This is a genomic window from Planococcus sp. NCCP-2050 (genome assembly GCF_023708025.1).
Taxonomy (GTDB): domain Bacteria; phylum Bacillota; class Bacilli; order Bacillales_A; family Planococcaceae; genus Planococcus.
The window spans coordinates 33,309-49,750 of record NZ_BRCX01000008.1 but is presented as its reverse complement, the minus strand read 5'-3'; the positions used below and the strand labels follow the sequence as shown (position 1 = coordinate 49,750).

Here is a 16,442-nt window from a genome sequence, read left to right as displayed (position 1 = left end):
TTTTTAAAACAATGGGCAACATTGGTGGTTTCTTTAAAAATGTCGTTTCGGAAATGAGAAAAGTAAGCTGGCCAAAACGCAAAGAACTGACTCGCTACACGATAGTTGTTCTTTCAACTGTAATCTTTATGGCTCTTTTCTTCGCATTAGTCGATACTGGCATCTCGGAATTATTCCGTTGGTTCTTGGCACTTTGATTTTAGGTATTCAACAAGAATAACGCATAAAAAATAGCCCGTCATTCTTAGAGAACGGGTTTTTTCATTTGGCAAAAAAGGAGGGATGGACGTCTAGTCCGCACGATTATGGAGAAAAATTGGTATGTAGTCCATACGTATTCAGGTTATGAAAACAAAGTAAAAGCAAACTTGGAAAAACGCGTAGAAACAATGGGCATGCAAGATAAAATCTTCCGCGTCATCATTCCCGAAGAACAGGAAACGGATTTCAAAGACGGAAAGAAACGTACAGTTATGCGCAAAACTTTCCCGGGATACGTTTTAGTGGAATTGATCATGACAGATGAATCTTGGTATGTTGTACGGAATACACCAGGTGTAACCGGATTTATCGGTTCATCAGGCGGAGGCGCGAAACCGACGCCTTTATTGGATGAGGAAGTTGAGTTCATCTTGAAACAGATGGGCATGACAGCGCGCAAAGTGGATATCAACTTTGCTGTGGCCGACGTGGTCGAAGTTATGGAAGGGCCATTCGCGAACTTCCAAGGCAAAGTGGAAGAAATCGATGAAACAAAAGGCAAGGTAAAAGTTTCAATCGATATCTTCGGCCGGGAGACAAAAATGGAACTTGATTTCGAGCAGGTTCAAAAAATATAAAAGCCACTTGCTATTATGGTGAAGAAGTGGTATTATTTCATAGGTCAGACTGTCATAGGACAATTTGTACAATTTAGCTAATTCTATCAACAAAGTTGACAGACAGATATTGAGTGGGAGGGGAAACCCTATTACCACATCACGGACTTAAGGAGGTGTGTTTCGTGGCTAAAAAAGTGATTAAAGTTGTAAAATTGCAGATCCCTGCAGCAAAAGCTAATCCAGCGCCGCCGGTTGGTCCAGCATTGGGTCAAGCAGGTGTTAACATCATGGGCTTCTGTAAAGAGTTCAACGCACGTACTGCTGAACAAGCAGGACTGATCATTCCGGTTGAGATTTCGGTATTTGAAGACCGTTCATTTACATTCATTACGAAAACTCCGCCCGCTGCTGTTCTATTGAAAAAAGCAGCTGGTATTGAATCAGGTTCAGGCGAACCGAACCGCAATAAAGTAGCGACTGTGAAACGCGACCAAGTTCGCGAAATCGCAGAAACTAAAATGCCAGATCTAAATGCTGCTTCAGTTGAAGCTGCAATGTTGATGGTTGAAGGTACTGCTCGCAGCATGGGCATTACAATCGAAGACTAATACAGTAGTTGTTTTTGGATGGGTTGCGCGCGTTCGCCAGAACCGCGCAGCCTTTAATCGTGGGAGGTTTAAAACCGCTCGACCACAACAAGGAGGACATTTAAAATGGCTAAAACAGGCAAAAAGCTGCAAGAAGCAGCAAAATTAATTGACCGTTCAAAATTGTACGATGTAAAAGAAGCAATCGAACTTGCGAAAAAAGCTAGCACAGTTAACTTTGACGCAACAGTAGAAGTAGCTTTCCGTCTTGGAATTGATACGCGCAAGAACGACCAGCAAATCCGCGGAGCAGTAGTGCTTCCAAACGGAACTGGTAAAACTCAAAGCGTATTGGTTTTCGCTAAAGGCGAAAAACTTAAAGAAGCTGAAGCAGCTGGCGCAGATTTCGTCGGCGATGCTGAATATATCCAAAAAATCCAACAAGGATGGTTTGACTTCGATGTAATCGTTGCAACTCCTGACATGATGGGTGAAGTTGGTAAACTTGGACGCGTATTAGGACCAAAAGGCTTAATGCCAAACCCTAAAACAGGCACAGTTACATTTGATGTAACAAAAGCTGTTCAAGAAATCAAAGCTGGTAAAGTGGAATACCGTGCAGACAAATCAGGTATCATCCACGCGCCAATCGGAAAAGTTTCTTTTGATGACAGCCAACTTGCTGAAAACTTAGAAGCGATCCACGAAGTAGTTCTTAAAGCGAAGCCATCTTCTGCTAAAGGAACTTACATCAAATCACTTAACGTTACTACTACAATGGGACCTGCTGTAAAAGTAGATGCAAACAGCGTAGCTAAGTAATTTAAGTGTTGACAATCTATTTCACGCTTGCTACAATGGCTTAGTTGTGAAATGCATATTTGTACCGCAGACAGCAGGGGCGCTAGTCGCTTAAATCTTATCCCTGCCGAGGACATGATGAATTCAGTAAACATCTTTTTGATGCTGATATTATGCCTCTGTGTCTGTAAAGACCAGAGGCTTTTCTTATGGACGAACGGTACGAATGAAAAATCTATAGGAGGTGCCAAAATGAGAAAAGCAGTTGAAACGAAAAAAGTTGTTGTGCAAACGATCGCTGACAAATTCGAAGCTGCAGCTTCGGTTGTAGTTGTGGATTACCGCGGCTTGAACGTTGCTCAATTAACAGAACTTCGTAAACAGCTTCGTGAAGAAGGCATTGAGTTTAAAGTTTACAAAAACTCAATGACTCGTCGTGCTACTGAAATGCACGGACTTGAAGCAATCAACGAACACTTTACAGGACCAAATGCGATTGCATTTTCTAACGAAGATGTAGTAGCACCAGCGAGAATCATCAACGATTTCGCTAAAAAGAACGAAGCGCTTGAAATTAAAGCGGGTATCATCGAAGGCACTGTATCGTCTGCTGACGATATCAAAGCATTGGCAGAACTTCCATCACGCGAAGGTCTACTTTCTATGCTACTCAGCGTACTACAAGCTCCAGTCCGCAACTTCGCTGCTATTACAAAAGCAGTTGCAGACAGCAAAGAAGAACAAGGCGCTTAATAAGTTAGCCGGATAAGCACGACAAAAAAATCAACTTTCCATAGGAGGAAACTATAATGACACAAGAACAAATCTTAGACGCAATCAAAGAAATGACAGTTCTTCAACTTAACGACCTAGTAAAAGCAATCGAAGACGAGTTCGGCGTAACTGCTGCTGCTCCTGTTGCTGCAGCTGCTGCTGGCGGTGCTGCTGCTGAAGAACAAACTGAATTTGATGTAATCCTAGCTTCTGCTGGAGATCAAAAAATCAAAGTTATCAAAGCAGTACGCGAAGTTACTGGCCTAGGCTTGAAAGAAGCTAAAGCACTAGTTGACGAAGCTCCTAAAGCACTTAAAGAAGGCGTTTCTAAAGAAGAAGCTGAAGAAATCAAAGCTAAAGTTGAAGAAGTTGGCGCTTCTGTAGAAGTTAAATAATTTCAACAACTTATGAATAAGAAAGAAAGCTCGTCAGTTTATACCGACGGGCTTTTTCTTCTTTTTATATTCAAATCAGCTGAAGGTTTCACGGGTAAGTTGATTATTGTAAGGAGGGCTATCGATGTCCCAGCATTATTATTCTAAAAATCCTCAAACAAAAAGCAATCCTCAAGAATGGACAAATACATTGCGAGGCGAGAAATTCCATTTTCAGACAGATTCAGGCGTATTCAGCAAAGGCGATATTGATTTTGGTTCCCGTTTATTGGTTGAAACGTATGAAGATTCATCAATTGATGGCCCCGTTTTAGATGTGGGTTGTGGGTATGGACCGATCGGAATGGCGATCGCCAAAGCGTTTCCTCAAAAAGAAGTCCACATGGTTGACGTAAACATGCGCGCAATTGAATTAGCAAAGAAAAATGCGGAAAAAAACAGCATTGAGAACGTGAAGATCTATGAAAGCGATGGGTTGTCTGCTGTGGCAGAAAACGACTTCTCAGCGATTTTGACCAATCCGCCGATCCGTGCAGGCAAAGAAACGATTTTCCGTTTTTATGAAGAAGCTTACGAGAAGCTGAAGCAGGGTGGATCGTTGTGGGTTGTGATACAGAAAAAGCAAGGGGCGCCTTCGACTCAAGAGAAATTAACGGAGCTTTTCGGAGATTGCCAAGTAATTGACAAGAAAAAAGGGTATTTTATTTTCGAGGCAAGAAAAGTTTGACTTGACAAAACCGCTATGGTATTATAACTAAATGCAAAATTTATTATTTTGAGGTCGTTTGCCCTTTTTAGGGCATGGCATAGCGACAGATTTGATCACGGTAAACCGAGAATGAGCTAATTTTTAGCCTCGTTTTCTTTTTGTCTTTTCGATATCATACACTATTTAGTGGAAATCGCAAAGACCTATAATCGTTTTATTGAGGGGTGAATAAGTTGGTAGGTCAACTAGTTCAGTACGGGCAACATCGTCAACGTAGAAGTTTTTCGAGAATTAAAGAAGTGCTTGAACTTCCTAACCTGATTGAAATCCAATCAGCGTCTTATGAGTGGTTCCTCGAAGAAGGACTGCGCGAAATGTTCCGAGATATCTCGCCGATCGAAGATTTCACAGGAAATCTATCGCTTGAGTTTGTTGATTACAGTCTCGCGGAACCAAAGTATCCAGTCTCTGAATCGAAAGAGCGCGACGTCACTTATGCGGCTCCTTTGCGCGTGAAAGTTCGCTTGCACAACAAAGAGACAGATGAAGTGAAAGAACAGGATGTCTTTATGGGTGATTTCCCATTAATGACTGAAACAGGAACTTTTGTCATCAATGGAGCAGAACGCGTTATTGTTTCTCAATTAGTGCGTTCACCAAGCGTTTATTTCCACGACAAAACCGACAAAAACGGTAAAAAAGGCTTTGGAGCTACGGTTATTCCGAACCGTGGAGCTTGGCTGGAATATGAAACAGATGCAAAAGACGTCGTTTACGTAAGAATCGACCGCACACGTAAATTGCCGGTAACAGTTCTTTTAAGAGCGCTTGGCTTCGGATCTGACCAAGAAATCATTGATTTGCTTGGGGATAACGAATTCCTTCAAAATACGCTTGAAAAAGACAACACGGAAAGCACGGAAAAAGCGCTTCTTGAAATCTACGAACGTTTACGTCCGGGCGAGCCACCGACAGTTGAAAGTGCAAAAAGCTTACTTTATTCGCGTTTCTTCGACCCAAAACGCTATGACTTAGCGAATGTGGGCCGCTATAAAATGAACAAAAAGCTTCACATCAAAAACCGCCTCTTCAACCAAACCATCGCTGAAACTTTGGTGGATCCTGAAACAGGCGAAATTTTAGTGGAAGCTGGTACAGTCATTGACCGCCGAGTATTGGATCGTCTAATTCCTTATTTGGAAAGTGGCGTCAATTTCCATACTGTAAGTCAAACAGGCGGAGTTCTTGAAGGCGATGTTACATTGCAATCAGTTAAGATCTATGCGCCGAATGACGAAAACCAAAAAGAGATCAATGTCATCAGCAATGCTTATATTGAAGACAAGATCAAACATGTAACGCCAGCTGATATTATTTCATCCATCAGTTACTTCTTTAACCTTCTTTACGGAGTTGGAAACACAGATGATATCGATCACTTGGGTAACCGCCGTTTGCGTTCAGTAGGAGAGCTTCTGCAAAACCAGTTCCGCATCGGTTTATCCCGTATGGAACGTGTTGTGCGTGAGCGTATGTCTATCAATGATACGCAGGCAATCGTGCCTCAGCAATTGATCAATATCCGTCCGGTTATTGCGTCAATTAAAGAGTTCTTCGGAAGTTCACAGCTTTCCCAGTTCATGGATCAAACAAATCCATTGGGTGAGTTGACGCACAAACGCCGTCTATCAGCGCTTGGGCCTGGTGGTTTGACACGTGAGCGCGCTGGATTTGAAGTGCGTGACGTTCACTATTCGCATTATGGCCGCATGTGTCCGATTGAAACGCCTGAGGGGCCGAACATTGGATTGATCAATACACTTTCAACATTCGCGAAAGTGAACAAATTCGGTTTCATCGAAACGCCTTACCGCCGGGTTGACCCGGAAACTGGAGTGGTTACTCCTCACATCGACTACTTGACTGCAGACGAAGAAGATAACTATGTAGTGGCTCAGGCCAACTCCGAGTTATCGGAAGACGGCTCTTTCGTAGAAGAAGAAGTAGTAGCACGTTTCCGTGGGGAAAACACATTGATCAAACGCGACCGCATTGATTATATGGACGTTTCTCCAAAACAGGTAGTATCTGTAGCGACAGCTTGTATTCCGTTCCTTGAAAATGATGACTCCAACCGTGCATTAATGGGAGCAAACATGCAACGCCAAGCAGTTCCATTGTTAAACCCTGAAGCGCCGTTCGTCGGTACAGGAATGGAGCATTTGGCAGCGCGTGATTCTGGTGCAGCTGTAATTGCAAAATACGAAGGTATCGTAGAATCCGTAGAAGCAAGAGAAATCAAAGTTCGTCGCATCGAAGAAATCGATGGCAAAGAAGTAAAAGGTGATCTGACTACTTATAAATTGCAAAAATTCGTCCGTTCAAACCAAGGTACCAGCTATAACCAACGTCCGATTGTAAAAGTCGGCGACCGCGTGTCAAAACGCGATATCTTAGCAGATGGCCCTTCGATGGAACGCGGAGAAATGGCTCTTGGCCGCAACGTCCTTGTCGCATTCATGACTTGGGACGGCTTCAACTATGAAGATGCGATCATTATGAGCGAACGTCTTGTAAAAGACGATGTATATACTTCTGTCCATATCGAAGAATACGAATCAGATTCGCGTGATACAAAGCTCGGACCTGAAGAAATCACACGCGACATTCCAAACGTTGGTGAAGATGCACTTCGTAATCTTGATGACCGCGGAATTATCCGTGTGGGAGAAGAAGTGAAAGACGGAGATATCCTAGTCGGGAAAGTAACGCCTAAGGGTGTAACGGAACTGACAGCTGAAGAACGTCTATTGCATGCAATCTTTGGAGAAAAAGCACGTGAAGTCCGCGATACTTCATTACGAGTGCCTCACGGCGCCGGCGGTATTGTTCTTGACGTGAAGATCTTCAATCGTGAAGACGGCGATGAGTTGCCACCAGGTGTAAACCAATTAGTGCGCGCTTATATCGTCCAAAAACGTAAAATCCAAGTCGGGGATAAGATGGCTGGACGTCACGGAAACAAAGGTGTAATTTCACGCATTCTTCCAGAAGAAGATATGCCGTTTATGCCAGATGGAACTCCGGTTGATATCATGCTTAACCCGCTTGGTGTACCATCCCGTATGAATATCGGACAAGTACTTGAGCTGCACTTAGGTATGGCTTCTCGTTCACTTGGTATTCACATGGCATCTTCAGTATTTGACGGTGCAAATGAAGCGGATGTATGGGAAACGATGGAAGAAGCAGGGATGTCACGTGACGGAAAAACCATCCTTTATGATGGCCGTTCAGGTGAAGCATTCGATAACCGTGTATCGGTAGGGATCATGTACATGATCAAACTTGCCCACATGGTTGACGATAAATTGCACGCCCGCTCTACTGGACCATACTCATTGGTTACACAACAGCCACTTGGCGGTAAAGCTCAATTCGGTGGACAGCGTTTCGGTGAGATGGAAGTGTGGGCACTTGAAGCATACGGTGCCGCTCATACACTCCAAGAAATCTTAACGGTCAAATCGGATGATGTTGTTGGCCGAGTGAAAACTTATGAAGCGATTGTAAAAGGCGAAAGTGTTCCTGAACCAAGCGTTCCAGAATCATTTAAAGTTTTGATCAAAGAGCTTCAAAGTTTAGGTATGGATGTAAAAATGCTAACGATCGATGACGAAGAAATTGAATTGCGAGATTTGGACGAAGAAGAAGACCTTCAACCTGCGGATTCATTGAATATCTTGCCAATTGCAGATAAAGAAGAAACAGTTGGAACAGTTGATTGATAAAATTTTGGAAGCAGACGGTCCAAGCCTACCGTCTGTCTTCTAATCACTTGGTCGTAAACGAGGAAGAGCCACATAGAAACTCGAGACAAAAGGGAGGTAGGCTCCTTGATAGATGTTAACAATTTTGAGTATATGAAAATCGGATTAGCTTCACCCGATAAAATCCGCTCATGGTCTTATGGAGAAGTCAAAAAGCCAGAAACAATTAACTACCGTACATTAAAACCAGAAAAAGACGGTTTGTTCTGTGAACGTATTTTCGGTCCTACAAAAGACTGGGAATGCCACTGCGGAAAATACAAACGTGTCCGTTATAAAGGCGTAGTCTGCGATCGCTGTGGCGTTGAAGTCACTCGTTCGAAAGTTCGCCGTGAACGCATGGGGCATATTGAACTTGCAGCTCCTGTATCACATATTTGGTATTTCAAAGGGATTCCGAGCCGCATGGGCCTTATCTTGGATATGTCTCCGCGCTCACTAGAAGAAGTTATTTACTTTGCTTCTTACGTAGTAATCGATCCTGCAGATACACCGCTTGAGAAGAAACAGCTTCTTTCAGAAAAAGAATACCGTGCATACCGCGACAAGTTTGGCAAGAAATTCCAAGCTGCTATGGGTGCAGAAGCGATCAAACGCCTTCTTCAAGAAATCGATCTTGAACGCGAAACAGATTCGTTGAAAGAAGAATTGAAAACTGCCCAAGGCCAACGCCGTACGCGTGCAATTAAACGCCTTGAGGTTGTAGAATCTTTCCGTAACTCTGGGAACAACCCAGACTGGATGATTCTAGATGTTCTTCCGGTTATTCCACCTGAGCTTCGCCCGATGGTTCAATTAGATGGCGGACGTTTTGCAACTTCCGACTTAAACGATTTGTATCGCCGGGTAATCAACCGGAACAACCGTTTAAAACGTCTATTAGATCTTGGCGCTCCAAGCATCATCGTTCAAAACGAGAAACGCATGCTTCAGGAAGCTGTAGATGCGCTAATCGATAATGGTCGCCGTGGCCGTCCAGTAACTGGACCAGGTAACCGTCCATTAAAATCTCTTTCTCATATGCTAAAAGGGAAACAAGGACGTTTCCGTCAGAACCTTCTTGGTAAACGTGTTGACTATTCAGGCCGTTCCGTTATCGTTGTTGGACCGAACTTGAAAATGTATCAATGTGGATTGCCGAAAGGGATGGCGATTGAGCTGTTCAAGCCTTTCGTAATGAAAGAACTTGTTGAGCGCGGACTTGCCCATAACATTAAGAGTGCGAAACGCAAAATTGAACGTCTGCATTCAGAAGTCTGGGATGTATTAGAAGACGTAATCAAGGAGCATCCGGTTCTATTGAACCGAGCACCAACTCTTCACAGACTTGGTATCCAGGCATTTGAACCGACACTTGTTGAAGGTAAAGCGATCCGTCTGCATCCGCTTGTATGTACAGCATACAATGCCGATTTCGATGGTGACCAAATGGCTGTTCACGTACCATTGTCATCAGAAGCGCAAGCTGAAGCACGCCTTCTCATGCTTGCTGCTCAAAACATCTTGAACCCTAAAGATGGTAAACCGGTTGTAACGCCGTCTCAGGATATGGTATTAGGAAACTACTACTTAACTCTTGAACGCGAAGGAGCTACTGGTGAAGGTGCTACATTCTCAGGTCCTGAAGAAGTGCTTGTCGCTTATCAAAATGGCCATGTCCACCTTCACACAAGAATTGCAATCCTTGCCGGATCGGTTAAAAACCCGACTTTCACAGAAGAACAAAACAAAATGCTTTTATTGACTTCTGTCGGTAAAGTCATTTTCAATGAAATTCTGCCGGAGTCGTTCCCGTACATCAACGAACCGACTGATTACAATTTGCAGGTAGAGACACCTTCGAAATATTTTGTTCCAACTACTACAGATATCCGCAGTTATTTTGCGGAAGCTGAATTAGTAACTCCATTCAAGAAGAAAATTCTTGGAGAAATCATTGCGGAAGTCTTCAAACGTTTCCATATTACGGAAACTTCTAGAATGCTTGACCGCATGAAGAGTCTTGGGTTCAAATATTCAACACAAGCAGGAATCACTGTTGGTGTTGCAGATATCGTCGTTCTTCCTGATAAAGGGGAAATCCTAGAAGAAGCGCAAGCGAACGTTGATAAAGTAATGAAACAATTCCGCCGTGGATTGATTACTGAAGAAGAACGCTATTCGCGTGTTATTTCTTATTGGAGCAGTGCAAAAGATATCATTCAGGAAAAACTGATGGCATCTCTTAACAAACTGAATCCAATTTACATGATGAGTGATTCTGGAGCACGTGGTAACGCGTCCAACTTTACTCAGCTTGCTGGTATGCGCGGATTGATGGCCAACCCGGCTGGACGAATCATTGAACTTCCGATTAAATCTTCGTTCCGTGAAGGTTTAACGGTATTGGAATACTTCATCTCTACTCACGGTGCCCGTAAAGGTCTTGCCGATACAGCACTGAAAACAGCTGACTCAGGTTACTTGACACGCCGTTTGGTTGACGTTGCACAAGATGCAATTGTACGCGAAAACGACTGTGGAACAGATCGTGGCTTGCTGGTTGGAGCATTGATGGAAGGCACAGAAGTGATCGAAGAGCTGGATGAGCGTATCTTAGGCCGCCATGCGAAGAAAACGATCCGCCACCCTGAAACAAAAGAAGTTATTGTAGCGAAAGACGAATTAATCACTCAAGATTTGACTCGCTTGATTATGGAAGCGGGCATAAAAGAAGTGACAATCCGTTCTGCGTTTACATGTAATACGAAGCACGGCGTTTGTAAGAAATGTTACGGTACAAACTTAGCGACTGGAGACGAAGTTGAAGTAGGCGAAGCAGTAGGTATTATTGCCGCTCAATCAATCGGAGAGCCAGGAACTCAGCTTACAATGCGTACATTCCATACAGGCGGGGTTGCAGGAGACGATATTACTCAAGGTCTTCCGCGTATCCAGGAAATTTTCGAATCACGAAATCCAAAAGGTCAAGCAGTCATTTCAGAAATCAACGGTACGATTACCGAAGTGGATGAAATCCGTGAAGGCCAAAAAGAAATCACGATTCAAGGCGACGTCGAAACGCGTAAATACCTTGCTCCATATAATGCACGTTTGAAAGTGCAAGAAGGTGATGTAATTCGCCGCGGAGAAGTATTGACAGACGGTTCGATTGATCCTAAGCAATTATTGCAAGTTAAAGATGTTCAATCTGTCCAAGTGTACCTGTTGAAAGAAGTTCAAAAAGTTTACCGTATGCAAGGGGTAGAAATCGGCGATAAACACGTAGAAGTTATGGTTCGTCAAATGTTCCGTAAAGTCCGCGTAATCGAAGCCGGCGATACTGACTTGTTGCCAGGTTCACTTTTAGACATTCACCAGTTTACAGAAGCGAACGAAAAAGCGGTTCTAGAAGGCAACTTGCCAGCTACTAGCCGTCCGGTAATTCTCGGTATTACGAAAGCTTCGCTTGAGACAGAATCCTTCCTATCAGCAGCGTCATTCCAAGAAACGACTCGCGTCCTTACAGATGCAGCAATCAAAGGAAAACGTGATGAATTACTAGGTCTGAAGGAGAACGTTATCATCGGTAAACTTGTTCCAGCTGGAACAGGGATGCAGCGTTACCGCCAAATTAAGATTGCGCAAAGTGAAAAACAAGCGCAGGAAGAAATTGTCGGAACAGAATCATAAAATTTGAATTCCGGAGAGTGCGCAAAACTCTCCGGGGTTTTTTAAGAAAAATTGTTGACACTATTTGAATACAGTGGTAACATGTTGAGGGTTGATGGTTTAACCGTCTGAAACTTTGGAGGATATGCAAATGTCTTATGAAAAAGTAAAGCAGGCAAGCAAAACGATCATCGGTACAAAGCAGACAGTAAAAGCATTGAAAAGCGGCATTGTCCAAGAGGTAATAGTGGCAAAAGACGCGGACGATCGAATGACCGAACAGATTATACAACTAGCTCAAGAAAAAGGTATTCCGATCGGATTTGCAGATTCACGATTAAAGCTTGGAAAAGCATATGGCATTCATGTCGGTGCAGCTGCTGTAGCGATTACTGGATAACAGTTTTTGTGTAGAAAACACAAAGACTTTGTTTTTACCCAAAAAATGAACCACCTGGATATGTGGTATTAGAACACCTTTTGAGAGGAGGAAAAAATCGATGCCTACAATTAACCAATTAGTTAACAAGCCTCGTAAACCAAAAAGCACGAAATCAGACTCACCAGCGTTGAACAAAGGGTATAACAGCTTCAAAAAGTCTCAGACTAACGTGAGCTCACCTCAAAAACGCGGCGTTTGTACTCGTGTTGGTACGATGACACCGAAAAAACCTAACTCCGCATTACGTAAATATGCGCGTGTACGGTTAACAAACCAAATTGAGGTCAATGCATACATTGGCGGCGAAGGCCACAACCTTCAAGAGCACAGTGTTGTACTTCTACGCGGAGGACGCGTAAAAGATTTACCGGGTGTACGTTACCATATCGTTCGTGGAGCACTTGATACTGCTGGAGTAAACGGCCGTATGCAAGGACGTTCTAAATACGGAACTAAACGCCCTAAAGTCAAAAAATAATAACTTGAAATAACGAAGAGAATTCGTTTGAAAGGAGGAACATACATGCCTCGTAAAGGTCCTGTAGCTAAACGTGACGTGTTGCCAGATCCAATTTATAATTCGAAATTGGTGACACGCTTAATTAATAAAATGATGGTTGACGGAAAAAGAGGTACTTCACAAAAGATCCTATACGGAGCGTTTGAACTAGTTAAAGAACGCAGCGGTAAAGATCCGATTGAAGTATACGAACAAGCATTGACAAATGTTATGCCAGTTCTTGAAGTTCGCGCTCGCCGTGTTGGTGGAGCTAACTACCAAGTACCGGTTGAAGTTCGCCCTGAACGCCGTACAACTTTAGGTCTTCGCTACCTTGTAAACTATTCACGTCTTCGTGGAGAGAAAACAATGGAAGAGCGTTTGGCTAATGAAATTTTAGATGCTGCTAACAACACTGGTGCAGCTGTTAAGAAACGTGAAGATATTCATAAAATGGCGGAAGCAAACAAAGCGTTTGCTCACTATCGCTGGTAATTTCTTTCGAGATGTCTATGGCATCTTAATCCGAAACGGAAGGAGAAAAACAACATGGCTAGAGAGTTCTCCTTAGACAAAACACGTAATATCGGAATCATGGCACACATTGATGCCGGTAAAACGACTACTACGGAGCGTATTTTGTACTACACAGGTAAAATCCACAAAATCGGAGAAACACATGAAGGTGCTTCTCAAATGGACTGGATGGAGCAAGAGCAAGAGCGTGGAATCACGATCACTTCTGCTGCAACAACTGCTGCATGGAAAAACCACCGTGTTAATATCATCGATACTCCTGGGCACGTAGACTTCACTGTTGAAGTTGAACGTTCACTACGAGTACTTGATGGTGCGGTAACGGTTCTTGATGCACAATCAGGTGTTGAACCTCAAACTGAAACAGTTTGGCGTCAAGCAACAACATATGGCGTGCCACGTGTTGTGTTTGTCAACAAAATGGATAAAATCGGAGCTGACTTCCTATATTCTGTAGGAACATTGCATGACCGCCTACAAGCGAATGCACATCCGATCCAATTGCCAATCGGTGCTGAAGACGAATTTTCAGGGATCATTGATCTTGTAGAAATGAAAGCGCGCTTCTATGCAAACGATTTGGGAACTGATATTACTGAGGGAGATATTCCTGAAACTCATCGTGAACTTGCTGAGGAATGGCGCACTAAATTAGTGGAAGCTGTTGCTGAGCTTGACGAAGAATTGATGGAAAAATATCTTGGTGGGGAAGAACTCACAATTGATGAACTTAAAGCGGCTATCCGTAAAGGAACTTTAGACGTTGAGTTTTATCCTGTGGTTTGCGGAACTGCTTTCAAAAACAAAGGTGTTCAGTTAATGCTTGATGCAGTAATTGATTACCTACCATCACCATTGGATGTACCTCCAATGACTGGTGTACTTCCGGATTCTGATGAAGAAGTATTGCGTAAACCTAGCGAAGACGAGCCATTCTCAGCGCTAGCGTTTAAAGTAATGACAGATCCATACGTAGGGAAATTAACATTCTTCCGCGTATACTCTGGTACTTTGAAATCAGGTTCTTACGTACAAAACTCTTCTAAAGGCAAGCGTGAGCGCGTTGGACGTATCCTTCAAATGCACGCAAACTCCCGTGAAGAGATCTCTGAAGTATATTGCGGAGATATCGCTGCTGCAATCGGCTTAAAAGATACTTCAACTGGAGATACGTTGAGTGATGAGAAACACCAAGTAATCCTTGAGCGCATGGTGTTCCCAGAACCAGTTATCTCATTGTCAGTTGAGCCGAAATCAAAAGCGGACCAAGACAAAATGGGTCAAGCCCTTGCTAAATTGCAAGAAGAGGATCCAACATTCCGTGCGCATACAGATCAGGAAACTGGTCAAACGATCATCGCAGGTATGGGTGAACTTCACCTTGATATCCTAGTTGACCGTATGCGCCGTGAGTTCAATGTTGAGGCTAACGTAGGAGCGCCTCAGGTATCTTACCGTGAGACATTCCGTAGTTCAGCTCAAGTTGAAGGTAAATTCGTACGCCAATCTGGTGGTCGCGGACAATTCGGACACGTTTGGATCGAGTTCTCTCCAAACGAAGAAGGAGCAGGTTTTGAGTTTGAAAATGCTATCGTTGGTGGTGTTGTTCCACGTGAATACATCCCAGCTGTTGAAGCGGGTCTTCGTGACTCTCTAGACAACGGTGTTATCGCCGGATATCCATTGATCGACATCAAAGCTAAATTGTTTGATGGATCTTACCACGATGTTGACTCGAACGAAATGGCATTTAAAGTAGCTGCATCTATGGCTCTTAAAAACGCTATCTCTAAGGTTAACCCTGTAATTCTTGAGCCTATTATGCGCGTTGAGGTTGTTATCCCTGAGGAATACCTTGGAGATATCATGGGTGACATTACGTCACGCCGCGGCCGTGTAGAAGGTATGGACGCTCGCGGAAACGCACAAGTTGTCCGTGCTATGGTTCCTCTTGCAGAAATGTTTGGTTATGCAACTTCATTGCGTTCTAATACGCAAGGCCGTGGTGTGTTCTCAATGCACTTCGATCACTATGAAGAAGTACCAAAATCAATTTCTGAAGAAATTATCAAAAAAAATAAAGGTCAATAATTGAATTTTGATCTTTAATAAAGTATAAATAGTTTGTATGCCTGGAATAATAGGGCCCTATTATTCCGGCACTTCAAACGACCAATTAACTTATATTTCGAGGAGGATTTTTCTAATGGGAAAAGCTAAATTTGATCGCTCTAAAACACATGCGAATATTGGTACAATCGGTCACGTTGACCATGGTAAAACAACTTTAACTGCTGCAATCGCTACAGTTCTTGCTAAAGCATCAGGCGGGGAAGCTCGTTCTTACGACCAAATCGATAACGCACCTGAAGAAAAAGAACGCGGTATCACTATCAATACTTCACACGTTGAGTACGAAACTGCTACTCGTCACTACGCACACGTTGACTGCCCAGGACACGCTGACTATGTTAAAAACATGATCACTGGTGCTGCACAAATGGACGGCGGGATCCTAGTAGTATCTGCTGCTGACGGCCCAATGCCACAAACTCGCGAGCACATCCTTTTGTCTAAACAAGTAGGTGTTCCATACCTAGTTGTATTCATGAACAAATGTGATATGGTTGACGACGAAGAATTACTAGAATTAGTTGAAATGGAAGTTCGTGATCTTCTTTCTGAATACGATTTCCCTGGCGACGACATTCCTGTAATCAAAGGTTCTGCTCTTAAAGCTCTTGAAGGCGAAGCAGAATGGGAAGAAAAAATCATGGAATTGATGGACGCTGTAGATAGCTACATCCCAACTCCAGAACGCCAAACTGACAAACCATTCATGATGCCAGTTGAGGATGTATTCTCAATCACTGGTCGTGGTACAGTTGCAACTGGTCGCGTTGAACGTGGACAAGTTAAAATTGGTGACACTGTTGACATCATCGGTCTTACTGAAGAACCAAAACCTACTACTGTAACAGGTGTAGAAATGTTCCGTAAATTGTTAGACTATGCTGAAGCTGGCGATAACATCGGTGCTCTTCTTCGCGGGGTTTCTCGTGACGACGTTCAACGTGGACAAGTATTGGCTAAACCAGGCACAATCACTCCACACACTGATTTCAAAGCTGAAGTTTATGTTCTTTCAAAAGAAGAGGGTGGACGTCACACTCCATTCTTCTCAAACTACCGTCCTCAGTTCTACTTCCGTACAACTGACGTAACTGGTGTTTGTAACCTTCCTGAAGGCGTAGAAATGGTTATGCCTGGAGATAACGTTGAAATGACTGTATCTCTAATCTCTCCAATCGCTATCGAAGAAGGAACTAAGTTCTCTATCCGTGAGGGTGGACGTACTGTAGGCGCTGGCGTTGTAGCTTCTATCCAGAAGTAATT

General features: G+C 43.4%; 14 protein-coding genes and 1 other annotated feature. All 14 genes read left to right on the top strand.

Features of this window, described 5'->3' with window-relative positions:
* Positions 1–11 precede the first annotated feature (11 nt).
* The 14 genes from secE (at position 12) to tuf (ending at position 16,440) form a co-directional block, all read left to right on the top strand.
* The gene (gene secE, locus NFU07_RS16870) at positions 12–197 is read left to right on the top strand and encodes a preprotein translocase subunit SecE (protein WP_052654215.1); all 186 of its coding nucleotides are present in this window, start codon (positions 12–14) and stop codon (positions 195–197) included.
* A gap of 108 nt (positions 198–305) precedes the next feature.
* Entirely contained in the window at positions 306–839 is a 534-nt protein-coding gene (gene nusG / locus NFU07_RS16865; RefSeq protein ID WP_235197797.1) for a transcription termination/antitermination protein NusG, read from the top strand.
* Positions 840–1,003: 164 nt separating this feature from the next.
* On the top strand, positions 1,004–1,429 hold the full coding sequence (gene rplK / locus NFU07_RS16860) for a 50S ribosomal protein L11 (protein ID WP_052654209.1): 426 nt from the start codon (positions 1,004–1,006) through the stop codon (positions 1,427–1,429).
* Between the two features lie 105 nt (positions 1,430–1,534).
* A complete protein-coding gene (gene rplA / locus NFU07_RS16855; RefSeq protein WP_251480262.1) occupies positions 1,535–2,230 on the top strand; it encodes a 50S ribosomal protein L1 in 696 nt (231 codons plus the stop codon).
* Positions 2,231–2,276: 46 nt separating this feature from the next.
* Positions 2,277–2,426, top strand: a sequence feature (ribosomal protein L10 leader region).
* 35 nt (positions 2,427–2,461) lie between these two features.
* Positions 2,462–2,962, top strand: coding sequence for a 50S ribosomal protein L10 (gene rplJ / locus NFU07_RS16850; protein WP_235197799.1), 501 nt, complete (start codon positions 2,462–2,464; stop codon positions 2,960–2,962).
* Between the two features lie 56 nt (positions 2,963–3,018).
* Positions 3,019–3,378 carry a 50S ribosomal protein L7/L12 gene (rplL, locus tag NFU07_RS16845; RefSeq protein WP_235197800.1) on the top strand — a complete coding sequence of 120 codons (360 nt, stop codon included), beginning with the start codon at positions 3,019–3,021 and terminating at the stop codon, positions 3,376–3,378.
* Positions 3,379–3,502: 124 nt separating this feature from the next.
* Positions 3,503–4,105 (top strand): class I SAM-dependent methyltransferase, encoded by a 603-nt coding sequence (locus tag NFU07_RS16840; RefSeq protein ID WP_251480258.1) that lies wholly within the window; start codon positions 3,503–3,505, stop codon positions 4,103–4,105.
* Between the two features lie 215 nt (positions 4,106–4,320).
* On the top strand, positions 4,321–7,875 hold the full coding sequence (rpoB, locus tag NFU07_RS16835; protein WP_251480256.1) for a DNA-directed RNA polymerase subunit beta: 3,555 nt from the start codon (positions 4,321–4,323) through the stop codon (positions 7,873–7,875).
* 108 nt (positions 7,876–7,983) lie between these two features.
* Complete coding sequence (rpoC, locus tag NFU07_RS16830) at positions 7,984–11,589, top strand: DNA-directed RNA polymerase subunit beta' (RefSeq protein WP_235197803.1); 3,606 nt, start codon at positions 7,984–7,986, stop codon at positions 11,587–11,589.
* 130 nt (positions 11,590–11,719) lie between these two features.
* Entirely contained in the window at positions 11,720–11,968 is a 249-nt protein-coding gene (locus tag NFU07_RS16825; RefSeq protein ID WP_235197804.1) for a 50S ribosomal protein L7ae-like protein, read from the top strand.
* Between the two features lie 100 nt (positions 11,969–12,068).
* Entirely contained in the window at positions 12,069–12,488 is a 420-nt protein-coding gene (gene rpsL / locus NFU07_RS16820; protein WP_052654186.1) for a 30S ribosomal protein S12, read from the top strand.
* A 45-nt stretch (positions 12,489–12,533) separates the two neighbouring features.
* On the top strand, positions 12,534–13,004 hold the full coding sequence (rpsG, locus tag NFU07_RS16815) for a 30S ribosomal protein S7 (protein ID WP_008432480.1): 471 nt from the start codon (positions 12,534–12,536) through the stop codon (positions 13,002–13,004).
* A gap of 54 nt (positions 13,005–13,058) precedes the next feature.
* The gene (gene fusA / locus NFU07_RS16810) at positions 13,059–15,137 is read left to right on the top strand and encodes an elongation factor G (RefSeq protein ID WP_251480252.1); all 2,079 of its coding nucleotides are present in this window, start codon (positions 13,059–13,061) and stop codon (positions 15,135–15,137) included.
* A 115-nt stretch (positions 15,138–15,252) separates the two neighbouring features.
* Positions 15,253–16,440, top strand: a complete 1,188-nt coding sequence (gene tuf, locus NFU07_RS16805) for an elongation factor Tu (protein WP_251480248.1) — start codon at positions 15,253–15,255, stop codon at positions 16,438–16,440.
* The last annotated feature ends 2 nt before the right edge of the window (positions 16,441–16,442 follow it).

Coding starts and splice junctions, on each gene's coding strand:
- rplA (WP_251480262.1), top strand. CDS start 1,535: ATGGCTAAAACAGGCAAAAAGCTGCAAGAAGCAGCAAAATTAATTGAC.
- nusG (WP_235197797.1), top strand. CDS start 306: ATGGAGAAAAATTGGTATGTAGTCCATACGTATTCAGGTTATGAAAAC.
- rpsG (WP_008432480.1), top strand. CDS start 12,534: ATGCCTCGTAAAGGTCCTGTAGCTAAACGTGACGTGTTGCCAGATCCA.
- tuf (WP_251480248.1), top strand. CDS start 15,253: ATGGGAAAAGCTAAATTTGATCGCTCTAAAACACATGCGAATATTGGT.
- secE (WP_052654215.1), top strand. CDS start 12: ATGGGCAACATTGGTGGTTTCTTTAAAAATGTCGTTTCGGAAATGAGA.
- NFU07_RS16825 (WP_235197804.1), top strand. CDS start 11,720: ATGTCTTATGAAAAAGTAAAGCAGGCAAGCAAAACGATCATCGGTACA.
- NFU07_RS16840 (WP_251480258.1), top strand. CDS start 3,503: ATGTCCCAGCATTATTATTCTAAAAATCCTCAAACAAAAAGCAATCCT.
- rplJ (WP_235197799.1), top strand. CDS start 2,462: ATGAGAAAAGCAGTTGAAACGAAAAAAGTTGTTGTGCAAACGATCGCT.
- rpsL (WP_052654186.1), top strand. CDS start 12,069: ATGCCTACAATTAACCAATTAGTTAACAAGCCTCGTAAACCAAAAAGC.
- fusA (WP_251480252.1), top strand. CDS start 13,059: ATGGCTAGAGAGTTCTCCTTAGACAAAACACGTAATATCGGAATCATG.
- rplL (WP_235197800.1), top strand. CDS start 3,019: ATGACACAAGAACAAATCTTAGACGCAATCAAAGAAATGACAGTTCTT.